7 protein-coding genes are annotated in these 11,976 nt (G+C 63.2%); 4 read left to right on the top strand and 3 right to left on the bottom strand.

The annotated features are described in order from the left end of the window. Positions 1-163: helix-turn-helix domain-containing protein (locus NKH17_RS11380; protein WP_352970631.1), on the bottom strand; the 163-nt coding region annotated here is incomplete at its 3' end. Positions 164-494: 331 nt separating this feature from the next. Between NKH17_RS11380 and NKH17_RS11375 the strand changes: the two genes are divergently transcribed. The 4 genes from NKH17_RS11375 (at position 495) to NKH17_RS11360 (ending at position 7,221) form a co-directional block, all read left to right on the top strand. Then, positions 495-1,103, top strand: coding sequence for a TetR/AcrR family transcriptional regulator (locus tag NKH17_RS11375; RefSeq protein ID WP_352895994.1), 609 nt, complete (start codon positions 495-497; stop codon positions 1,101-1,103). A gap of 62 nt (positions 1,104-1,165) precedes the next feature. After that, the gene (locus tag NKH17_RS11370) at positions 1,166-2,314 is read left to right on the top strand and encodes an efflux RND transporter periplasmic adaptor subunit (RefSeq protein ID WP_352502056.1); all 1,149 of its coding nucleotides are present in this window, start codon (positions 1,166-1,168) and stop codon (positions 2,312-2,314) included. Between the two features lie 208 nt (positions 2,315-2,522). Next, entirely contained in the window at positions 2,523-5,657 is a 3,135-nt protein-coding gene (locus NKH17_RS11365; protein ID WP_352895991.1) for an efflux RND transporter permease subunit, read from the top strand. 70 nt (positions 5,658-5,727) lie between these two features. Beyond that, positions 5,728-7,221 carry an aldehyde dehydrogenase family protein gene (locus tag NKH17_RS11360; RefSeq protein ID WP_352895988.1) on the top strand — a complete coding sequence of 498 codons (1,494 nt, stop codon included), beginning with the start codon at positions 5,728-5,730 and terminating at the stop codon, positions 7,219-7,221. A gap of 211 nt (positions 7,222-7,432) precedes the next feature. On the opposite strand, the gene NKH17_RS11355 is transcribed toward NKH17_RS11360, so the two are convergent. After that, positions 7,433-9,142, bottom strand: coding sequence for a trimethylamine N-oxide permease (locus NKH17_RS11355; protein ID WP_352895985.1), 1,710 nt, complete (start codon positions 9,140-9,142; stop codon positions 7,433-7,435). Positions 9,143-9,421: 279 nt separating this feature from the next. After that, the gene (locus tag NKH17_RS11350; RefSeq protein WP_352895982.1) at positions 9,422-11,791 is read right to left on the bottom strand and encodes a trimethylamine N-oxide demethylase; all 2,370 of its coding nucleotides are present in this window, start codon (positions 11,789-11,791) and stop codon (positions 9,422-9,424) included. Positions 11,792-11,976 lie beyond the last annotated feature (185 nt).

Here is an 11,976-nt window from a genome sequence, read left to right as displayed (position 1 = left end):
TCGGCTTGGGCACCAGGCTCTCGGTCTTTCGATAGTTCCTCATCAGGATCACGACGAACGAAACCGACACCCCAAAATGTGCCGCCGCCGCACGCCGCGAATGACCAGCCTCGACAAACCGCACAACGCGTTCACGCAAATCGAGCGAATAGGGCTTGGGCATGGCAAATCACCTCCTTAAGGAAGTGAATCACAAACCCCACGTTAGCGGAATCCTTCGCGATTCAACCTGAATGTCCGACGCTCTAGCGTCTGATCCGAAACGGGACCGATTTCGGAAAGCATCTTTTCAAGATCCTTCGCGCGAAAAGACGGGCGGCGTTGCAGCCGCGCCCGACAAGAATCACATGCGCTTCATGGGCCAACTCCGTCCAGGAATGTCACCATCTGTCATCAGCAGCAGCGGCTGGCCAAAATCGCGCCTTGACAGGTGACGCTTTTCAATTTACGAGTGACGAAATTCTAAATTCGTCAGTCGTAAATTGGCCAACGAGATGCTTGAAACCCTAGACACCACCGCCGATTCCGCCCGCCAGGAGAATGTCACGCGCATCCTGGATTGCGCGGAGCGATTGTTTCGCCACTACGGCTACGGCAAGACCAACGTCGCCGACATAGCGCGCGAACTCGGCATGTCGACCGCCAACATCTATCGCTTCTTCGCCTCCAAGGTCGAAATCCACCAGGCGGTTTGCGGCCGTATGCTCGAGACCTGCTACCGGTTGACCTACGAAGCCTGCCATAGCCCCGGCACCGCTAGCGAAAAGCTCCGCCGCTACGTGCGTACGCACTATCAGTGGACGCTCGAGACCATGATCGACCAGGAGAAGGTGCACGAGATGGTCATCGTCGCCATTGAGCGCGACTGGCACGTCATCGAAAAGCACATCGACAGCATCCATGAACTGGTCGCGGAAGTGATCCGCGAGGGCATCGCTACCGGCGAGTTCGTCGATCAGGATCCGGTGATCGCTTCCCGGTGTTTCGGCGCTGCCATTATCAGCCTCTGTCATCCGCAGATGGTGGCCCAGTGCCTCGCCAAGAAGAACCGGGCAACGCCGGACGAGCTTGCCGACTTTGCCATCAGAGCCTTGAAGAAATGACCGTTGCCGCCCGTCGGGCGGTGATGTCGGCAATTCATCCCCACAGTTCGGGAGTACGAAAAGTGTCTTTGTCCAAGTCCATCACCTACAGGCGACCGGCCGCCGGCCTGGCACTGATTGTCGTTGCCGCTCTCGGCCTCGCTGGCTGCTCGCAGGAGAAAGCCGAGGTCACCGAGATCATCCGCCCGGTCAAGGTGGTCGAGATCACCAAGGCGAGTGATACCCGTCAGCTTTCCTATTCCGGATCGGTGCGTGCCCGCACCGAGATGAATCTCGGCTTTCGCATCAACGGCAAGATCACCGAGCGCCTTGTCGATATCGGTGACCGCGTCAAGCCGGGCGACGTTCTCGCCCGCATCGATCCCACCGACTACGAGCTTTCGGTGAGAAGCGCTCAGGCTAGCCTCGATGCTGCCGACCGTCAGGTCGAGACAGTCGAGCTTACGCGCAAGCGGGCCGAACAGCTCTACGCCAAGAATTTCGCGCCGAAGTCGCAGCTCGAGCAGGCGACGCTCGCCTATAATCAGGCGGTCGCCACGCGAGACTCCGCCCGCTCGCAGCTTGCCCAGGCGCAGAACCAGGTCCGCTATACCGATCTCAAGGCGGACAAGAACGGCATCGTCACCGCCGTTGCCGCCGATGTCGGCCAGGTGGTCGGCTCCGGCACGCCGGTGGTGACCGTTGCCATCGACGGCGAGAAGGAAGTCCTGATCGCTGTTCCGGAAACCGATATCGCCGAATTCAAGCCGGGCAAGACCGTCAAGGCTGGCTTCTGGTCCGACGAGGCGCTGACGCTCGACGGCAAGGTCCGCGAAGTCGCCGGCAGCGCCGATCCGCAGTCGCGCACCTTTGCCGTTCGCGTCAGCCTGCCCAACGATCCTCGCGTGCTGCTAGGCATGACAGCCTCCATCGAAGCCGCGGCGGACAATCGGCAGCAACTGGTGTCGATCCCGCTGGCCGCGTTGGCGCAAAAGGACAGCCAATCGATCGTCTGGACCGTCGACCGCAATGGCGGGACCGTCCATGCTCATCCGGTCAAGGTCGCCGCCTTCACCCCCGACGGCGTCAGCGTCGCCGATGGGCTGAAGCCGGGTGACGTGGTCGTCGCCGCCGGCACGCAGTTCATGACCGAGAATCTGAAAGTCAAGCTGACCGGTGATGCAGCGCAACAGTCGGCGTCTGCCGATGACGCTGCAAGGCGCTTGCGCTGACGGCCAGGCAATTCACGGTTTCCGGGCGGCAGGCGCCCCCGATTTTCGAGATCTCAGGTCGATGTAACCCCCACGTCGATCCTCGCGTCCCACCGCGATGTAGATCTCTCAACTCGGAAAGCCACGCCGCCCGGAAGCCCACATCGGAAGTTCCTTGGGCATGCGAAAGCACGTGCTCTGTTGATCAAATTGAAACGGACTGACGCCGATGACCATCGACACCAATGAAAAGCGGTCTTTCAATCTTTCGCGCTGGGCAATCGGCCATCCGAGCATTGCCCGCTTCCTGTTCGGGCTGATCATCGTCGCCGGTGCGCTCGGCCTGATGCGCATGGGCCAGAAGGAAGACCCCGATTTCACCTTCCGCGTCATGGTCGTCCAGGCGATCTGGCCAGGCTCCTCGATCAAGGAGATGGAGGACCAGGTCGTCAACAAGATCGAGCGCAAGCTGCAGGAAACGCCGCACCTCGATTTTGTCCGCTCCTACACCCGCGCCGGCAGCGCCATCATCACCTTGCAGGTCAAGGGCGACACCAATCCGGCGCAGGTCGCCGATGCTTTCTATCAGGTGCGCAAGAAGGTCGGCGATATCGCCAATGAGCTGCCGCAGGGGCTGCTCGGGCCCTACTTCAATGACGAATTCGGCGATACTTTCATCACCCTGCATTCGATCAGCGGCGACGGCTACAGCTATCCCGAGCTGAAGAAATTCGCCATCCAGGCGCGTGACATGCTGCTGACGACGCCCGGTGTCGAGAAGGCCGTGATCATCGGCGACCAGCCGGAAAAACTCTACATCGACGTTTCGTCCAAGGCGCTTGCCGAACGCGGCCTGACGCTGACCGACCTGCAGAATGCGATCCGAGGCCAGAACAACGTCGACCCGGCAGGTTCGGTCGACACCGGCCAGCGTTCGGTGCGCATTTCGGTCGAGGGCGATGTCACCAGGGCGGCCGACATCCGCGAGCTTCGCCTGCGCGCCGGGAACCAGGTGACGCGCCTTGGCGACATCGCGACCGTGACCTCGGGCCTCGAGGATCCGTACCAGCGCAAATACCGTTTCAACGGTCACGACAGCGTCCAGCTCGGCGTCGTCATGGCCAAGGGCTTCAACGTCACCGACGTCGGCAAGGACGTCGAAGCAACCTACAAGCGCTTCGAAGAGGCGCTGCCCTATGGCGTTGCGGTCGATCAGATTTCCGACCAGCCGCACGTGGTGAAAGAGGCGGTGAGCGAATTCATGGAAGCGCTCGGCGAAGCGCTCCTGATCGTGCTTTTCGTTTCGTTCCTGTCGATCGGCTGGCGTTCGGGCCTGGTAATCGCGATCGTCATTCCGCTGGTCCTGGCGGCTACGTTTGCCATCATGTACGAGCTCGGCATCGACCTGCAGCGCATTTCGCTCGGTGCGCTGATCATCGCCCTTGGGCTCTTGGTCGACGACGCGATGATCGTCGTCGAAATGATGGAGCGAAAGCTCGAGGAAGGCCTGGTCAAGGTCGAGGCGGCGAGCTTCGCCTACTCCTCGACCGCTTTCCCGATGCTGACCGGCACGCTGATCACGACGGCCGGCTTCATTCCCGTCGGGTTCGCTGCCTCGACCGCGGGCGAATATGTGCGCACCCTTTTTTACGTCGTCGGCATCGCGCTGGTCGTGTCCTGGTTTGCGGCGGTCTATTTCACGCCGTGGCTCGGCCACATGATCCTGAAGCAGCGCAAGCACGCCGGCAACCATCACGATGTCTTCGACACGCGCTTCTACCGCCGTCTTCGCTCGACCGTTGCATGGGCGGTGCGCCACCGCATCATCGTCCTGGTGATGACGCTGATGACGTTTGCCACCAGCCTGTGGGCGTTCCAGTTCATTCCGCAGAATTTCTTCCCGCAATCGTCGCGTCCGGAAATCCTCGTCGATCTCTGGCTGCCGGAAGGCACCAGCATCAAGGAAGTCGAGACCCAGGCCAAGGCGCTCGAAGCCAGGATGATGGACGACAAGGACAAGCGCTTCATCGCCACCTATATCGGCGAAGGCGCGCCGCGCTTCTTCCTGCCGCTCGACCAGCAGCTTCGCAACCCGAACTTCGCCCAGCTTCTGGTGATGGCCAATGACGAGCCGGCCCGCGAGCGGCTGATCGTCAAGCTGCGCACCATCCTGGCCGAGGATTTCCCGTCGATCCGCGCCAAGGTCGATCGCCTGTTCCTCGGTCCGCCGACCGGCTGGCCGGTGCAGATGCGCGTCATGGGTCCGGATCGCCAGGAGGTTCGCCGCATCGCCGACGAGGTGAAGGCGAAGTTCCAGGCAAATCCGCTGCTCGGCGCCATTCACGACGACTGGCTGGAGCCGGTGCCGGCGATGAAGCTGGTGATCGACCAGGATCGTGCTCGTGCGCTCGGCGTCACCTCGCAGCGCATCCGCCAGATGCTGCAGGCAAGCATGTCGGGAGCGCCGCTCGACGACTTCCGCGACGGCGAGGAGACGGTTTCGATCGTCGCCCGTGAGCCGGAGGCAAGCCGTCACCTGCTGTCGGCGGTCGACTCCGTCTACATCCCGACCGATTTCGGTGGCTCCGTGCCGCTGTCGCAGGTCGCCAAGATCGTCCCGGTGCTGGAGCAAGGCGTCGAATGGCGGCGCGACCGCCTGCCGACCATCAGTGTACGCGCCACGCTTCCGGATGGCGTGCAGCCGAACGATGTCGCCATGAAAATGTACAGCGAGATGCAGGGCCTGCGCGCCAGCCTCGCCCCCGGCTACAAGATCGAGATCCAGGGCGGCGCCGAGGATGCGGCCGAAAGCCAGGCCTCGATTGCGGCGAAAGCACCGATCATGCTGGCCGTTATCGTCGTGCTGCTGATGATCCAGCTGCAGCATTTCGGCAAGGCAATGCTGGTGCTGGCGACCGGTCCGCTCGGCATTATCGGCGCGGCCGCGGCACTTTTGATCAGCGGCGCGCCGTTCGGGTTCGTCGCCATCCTCGGTGTCATCGCCCTGCTCGGCATCATCATGCGCAACTCGATCATCCTGGTCGATCAGATCGACCAGGACATTGCCGCCGGCGTGGAGCGTTCCGAGGCCATCATCGGCTCGGCGGTGCGCCGGTTCCGGCCGATCGTGCTGACGGCGCTGACGGCGGTGCTGGCGCTGATCCCGATCTCGCGCGGCGTCTTCTGGGGGCCGCTCGCCTACGCCATGATGGGCGGCATTCTCGTCGCCACGGTGCTGACCATCCTTGTCCTGCCGGCAGCCTATGCGCTGTTCTTCGGCAGGGAGCCCAAGAAGGTGGTGGAGCAGCCGGCCGAGACGGAAGAAAAGAACGAAAGGCCGCAACTGGCCCTGGCGGCCGAATAGCGCTGTTGGCAAATGTGACCTCCGGCGGTTTAATCCGCCCACCAGGCGTAGGCGCCGGAGGAGGACGGTTATGACCATAGCTCAGACAAAGGCACCGCTGCGGCTGCCGATCGACGGGCGCCATCGCCGGATGTTCATCGGCGGTGGCTGGGTTGATGCCCGCTCCGGTCGGACCATGGAGAGCCGCAATCCCGCCACCGGCGCGGTCATCGCCACGGTGCCGCGCGCCGACCGCCAGGACATCGACTTGGCGGTGACTGCCGCCCGCAAGGCGTTCGAGGGGCCATGGAGCCGGTTCAAGCCTTATGAGCGGCAGGTGCTGCTGCTAAGGATCGCCGACCTCTTCGAAAAGCACTGGGAAGAGATCAGCCGCTCCGACACCACCGACATGGGCATGCCGATCATACGCACCCGCGCCAACCGCAACCGCGTCATCGGCATGCTGCGCTACTATGCCGGCATGGCGACGGCGCTGCACGGCGAGACCATCGACAACTCGCTGCCCGGCGAAATCGTCTCTTTCACCCGCAAGGAGCCGGTCGGCGTCGTCGGCGCCATCATTCCCTGGAACGCGCCAACGGCGGCGTCGATCTGGAAGATCGGCCCGGCGCTGGCGACCGGCTGCACCATCGTGCTGAAACCATCGGAAGAGGCGCCGCTGACGCCGCTTTTGATCGCCGACATCATGAACGAAGCCGGCGTCCCGGAAGGCGTCGTCAACATCGTCACCGGCACTGGCGCCGAGGCAGGCGCGGCACTCGCCGAGCACATGGGCGTCGACAAGATCGTCTTCACCGGCTCGACGGCAACCGGCCAGTCGATCGTGCGGGCCTCGGCCGGCAACCTCAAGCGCGTCTCGCTGGAGCTCGGCGGCAAGTCGCCGGTCATCGTCTGCGCCGATGCCGCTCTCGACAAAGCGGTACCGGTGGCGGCGATGTCGGTGTTCGCCAATTCCGGCCAGATCTGCATTGCCGGCTCGCGCCTGTTTGTCGAACGCGCCGTCCATGACGAGTTCGTCGAGCGGCTGGCGGCATATGCCAAGGGTCTCAGGGTCGGCGACGGCATCGACCCGGCGACCGAGATCGGCCCGCTCGTCTCCGAAAAGCAGTTGCAACGGGTCACCGGTTACCTCGAGGCCGGTACTGCGGAAGGGGCGAAACTCGTCACCGGAGGCACCCGGCTTGTGGAAGGCGCGCTTGCCGCCGGCAATTTCGTCGCGCCGACCGTCTTTGCCGGAGTCTCGGACGACATGAAGATCGCCCGCGAGGAGATATTCGGGCCGGTGATTTCAGCCTTGCCCTTCGATTCGCTGGACGAGGCGGTCGAGCGGGCCAACAACACGCCCTACGGCCTGGCGGCAGGGGTCTTCACCCAAAATCTCGCTACCGCCCACCAGCTGTCGCGCAAGATCCGCGCCGGCTCGGTCTGGATCAACACCTATCACGCGATCGATCCGGCCGTGCCCTTCGGCGGCTACAAAATGAGCGGCTACGGCCGCGAGGGCGGCACCGAACACCTGGACGAATATCTCAACACCAAGGGCGTGTTCATCAAGATCGATTGAGCCTGCGCCAAACAGGGTCAGAAACGAAAAACCCGCCTTGGAGGGGCGGGCCTTTTGGAGCCAATTGGCACCATACCCAATTTAGTAGCATAGCTGCGGGCACAAAGCAAGAACAAAATAGGGCTATGCCTCAAATAATCGACGTGCCGGGCGTCTCGATGTTCCGGCAGGGGATCGGGCGCATCGCGCACCCGATCCCTCAAGGCAAGCCTCAGATGACGAACAGCCAGTTGGCGAGCAGCATCACCGCGACGCCGGCGATCAGCGTCAGATAGGGCAGCATGCCCGCCTTTCGCACCGTAAGGTCGGACGAGCTCATGCCGAGATCGGCCAGCATGTGGTCGGGGAATTTGCCCTTGTCCTGGATGTAATGCCGGAAGCAGAACACCGGGATGATCAAGGCCGCGGTGATCAGCCCGGCCCACAATGCCATTGGATTCCAGACCTTGGCGCCGGCGCCCATGAAGACCGCGTTGACGTAGGCAAAGATCGCGCCGAGGCCGAGCAGCCAGCTCGGCGCCTTCCAGGGCCGCGCGATGTGGCCATTGTCGATGCGATGGATCCAGCCGGCATTGAGATTAAGGAAGTTGAAGATGATGTAGCCGCAATTCGACACCGCCAGGATGAAGAAGAAGCTTGTCGCGTCGGCCGAGGCGATGGCCAGCACGATCAGGTTGAAGACCAGGTCGGTCCACATCGCCCGCGTCGGTGCGCCATGCTCGTTGACGTGGCTGAGATAGCGCGGCAGCCAGCCGTCGACCGAACCTTGGTAGAGCGTGCGCGAAGAGCCGGCCATCGCCGTCATGATGCAGAGCACCAGCGCCAGGATCATCAGCATGACCAGCAGGCTGTGGATCAGCTGTCCGCCGCCGACCATGCCGGCCAGCGCATCGGCAACGCCGGAGCCGTCGACGATCGGCGTCGCCAGCATGCCGTTCAAGCCGAGCACGCCCTGAAAGGTGAATGGCACCAGGATGAACAGCAGCATGCACAACAGGCCGGAGTAGAAGATCGCCTTGAAGGTATCGGTGCCGGGGTTCTTGAATTCGGAGGTGTAGCAGACGGCGGTCTCGAAACCGTAGGTCGACCATGCCGCGATGAACATGCCGCCGAGCACCAGCGTCCAGCCGGCGATGTTCCATGCGCCGGGCTCCGGCGCATAGGCTGCCGCAAGCGGCACCAGCGGCGAAAAATTCGCCCAGTTGATCTGGCCGGTGACGATCGGCACCACGCCGACGATCAGCATCGGGATGATGACCAGCAGGCCGATATATTTCTGCACGTTGGCCGTGCCCAGGATGCCGCGGTGCTGGATCGAGAAGATGATCAGCATCAGCACCGCGCCGATGAAGAAGGTGGCGTTGAAGGTGAAGGAAACCGGGCCCAGCGTGTGACCGTAGAGCGTCCAATTGCGGATCGCCGGCGTCGCCGCCGCGGTGACCGCGGTGATGGCGTCAGCGGCGCTGGTTCCGGCATGGGTCGCAATATAGGCGGCGACTTCCGGCGAAGTGTCGGTGAACAGCGGCACCGGCGCCAGTGCGTTGAGGATGTAGGCGGCGGCGATCGAGCAGCCGAGCGACAGCACCGGCGACCAGGCGAACCAGTTGCACCACACCGAAAGCGGCGCGATGAATTTCGAATAGCGCAGCCATGCGGTGGCGCCATAGATCGAGGCACCGCCGGATTTATTCGGGAACAGCCCGGCGATTTCCGCATAGGTGAAGGACTGCAGGAAGCCCATGACCATGGATACGGTCCAGATCAGGAAGGCCAGCGTTCCGGTAGTGCCGGCGATGCCGCCGATCGAAAACAGGACAAGGGCCGGAACGCCGCTTGCGACCCAGAAGGCGCCGCGCCAATCGATGTTCCGGTGCAGCTGCCCTTCGGCAGGCGGCACCAAGGTGGTGACTATCGTGCTCATTTACGTGGATTCCCCATTTTTGATGTTCCCCATAGGCAACAGCCGCAGTCTCGCGAGGCGTCATCGACGCTCACGTTCAACGGCCCCAGGCGTTTTCCGCTCAGTAGTATTTTTTTCTTAGCAGTGAAGATTGACCCAACGCGCTTTCACGTCAAGCGCTTTGTGACGCTGTGCACATTGCGTTTGTGAAACAGTCGAGCTTCGTTGGCGCTGCCAACGGGTGCGGTCTTCCTTCTCCCACAACAGCAACGGGAGAAGGGAAGAACCAGGCAGCGTCGATCAGGAGCGCGGCCTGGTCTTTTGCGGGTCGTAATGGGCAAAGGCGACGACGCGCGCCGGCAGCCGCTTGCTGTGGCCGTCGAGCTTGCCGATCTCGACCTCGGTGCCGATCGCCGAATGCGCGACGTCAAGCCTGGCCAGAGCGATGGTCTTGTTCAGCAGCGGCGAGCGCATGCCGGAGGTGACCACGCCGATCTGGGCGCGGCCGACGTGCACGCAATCGCCGTGGCCGACGGCGACATTGGCGTCGATGTCGAGGCCGACCAGCTTCCTCTGCGGATTTTCCTTGCGCCGGATCAGCGCCTCGCGGCCGATGAAATCGTCGCTCTTGGTCTTCAGCGGTACGGTGAAGCCGATGCCGGCCTCGAACGGATCTGTTTGGTCGGAAAATTCGTAGCCGGCAAAGATCAGCCCGGCCTCGATGCGCACCATATCGAGCGCCTGCAGCCCCATCGGCTTCAGGCCGTGCGGCTGGCCGGCCTGCCAGATCGCCTCGAACACCTTTTCGGCGTCGCGCGGGTGGCACCAGATCTCGTAGCCGAGCTCGCCGGTGTAGCCGGTGCGCGAGACAATGACGGGAATGCCGTTGCCGCCGCCGATGCGGGCGACCGCGAAACGGAACCACTCAAGCTCGTCGATCGACGGCTGCAGCGGCGAGGTCCAGATGATCTGCCGCAGGATGTCGCGGCTTTTCGGTCCCTGCACCGCGACATTGTGCATCTGGTCGGTCGACGAGCGCACCAGCACGGTGAGGCCGAGTTTTTGCGCCGTTTCCCGCAGCCATTCGCCGGATAGATCGTCGCCGCCAACCCAGCGGAAATTATCCTTGCCGAGCCGAAGCAGCGTGCCGTCGTCGATCATGCCGCCGTGCTCGTAGCACATGGCGGAGTAGACCACCTGACCGACGCCGAGCTTCTTGATGTCGCGGGTCAGCGTATATTGCAGCAGCGCTTCGGAGTCCGGGCCGGTGACCTCGAACTTGCGCAGCGGCGACAGGTCCATGATCACGGCGTCCTGCCGGCAGGCCCAGTATTCGTCGATCGGGCCTTGCCTGGCGAAGGAATTGGCCAGCCAATAACCCTTGTACTCGACGAAGTTGCGGGTGTGCTTGGCAAAGCTCGAATGAAAGGCGGTCTCGCGGGTCATTTTCGGTTCCGAATCGGGCGTCATGCGTCTGGCGATCGCTCGCGAGAATTTGTGCTGGCCGGAATAGGTTCGCACATGGATGTCGGTCAGGTTCCAGCCATTGGCCGGCGTGGTGTCGTCGGGGCAGGCGGACGAGACACAGACGATGTCGGTCAAGGCGCGCAGCAGCACATAGTCGCCCGGCCGCGACCACGGCTCGTCCGAAACCACGACGCCATGCGCGTCGATCGCAGTGTTGAAGAAGAAGTTGATCGCCATCCAGCCGGCGCGGGGCGTGACGCCCTTGTCGGCCAGCGCGCGGTTGAAATTCTCCGAGCAGTTGGGATGGCCGGGATAGCCGATGTCGTCGTAATATTTGGCGGCGCAGGCGAGCGCGAACGCATCGTGCCGGCCGCAAGTGTCCTGGACCACCTCGACCAGCGGCTCCATGTCCTGGTCGTAGTATTTCGAATGCAGGCCGGGCATCGGATAGCTCGAGCCCATCAGCGTGCGCGTCGTCGTCACGTCGAGCGGATGATCCCGGCCCTTGTCCAGCTTGCGCGCCGAAAAGCACTGGAAATCCGTGCATTGGCGCCCGTCGACATCAATGATCTGCAGATAGTCGCCCGCCTTGACGAAGTAGGCCTCCGCCGTCGCCGAATGGACGCGCAGATCGAGCACGGGATCGGCCAGCGGGTCGGCGAGCCTGGATTTCGCCGCCGGGCGGATGGTGGCGCGCCGGACGACGATGCTAAGCGGCGTCGCGGTATCGTGGCCGTCGACCAGCATCGGCCCGCCGGGCGCGGCCATCAGCATTGAACCGTCGCGGGCGACGGCAAAAGCCTGTTCGGTACCGGCAGGGGTGGCGCCGCCGAAAACGCGAACCGCCTTTGCCTGATCGAGCTGCACCTCGCGGCGCTCGAGGCCTCGGCGCAAGGAAGCGAGGCTATCGTCGCCCTCGGCCAGCATCGCCTTGATGCCGGCAGCATTGCTGTTCGATTGCTCTCCGAGAATGCCGGGATCGGTCGCGCCGCTGCTGTCCCATGCCAGCAGCTCGCAAGCCTGCCCGCCCTCGACATTGCGCACGCTGATCGTATCGCCGGCCTCGACCTCGATCAGCACCGCGCCGTTGCCCTGGACGGTGTAGCGCTCCATCCCGGCCGGCAGCGCGATCTGGCCTGGCCGCAGGATCAGGCTCGGCCGCGGCGGTCCGGCGACGACGGCGGGGTAGGGCGACTGGCTCATCTCAACCCTGGTTTCGAGAAACAAGTTTGCCTGTGTGTGAAATTATTTTAGCGGAAAGAATAGCAGGGGGATCGGGTTTGGCAAGGTGAAGGTGGCACAAGCTCCCCCTTCGCCCCTTGTGGAAGAAGGTGTCGCCGAAGGCGACGGATGAGGGGTGCTCCAGGGAACGCCAGCCTCTCACTCCG

The sequence above is a fragment of the Mesorhizobium sp. M1334 genome, assembly GCF_040317995.1.
GTDB lineage: Bacteria > Pseudomonadota > Alphaproteobacteria > Rhizobiales > Rhizobiaceae > Mesorhizobium.
This window is presented reverse-complemented; position numbering and strand designations above follow the sequence as displayed.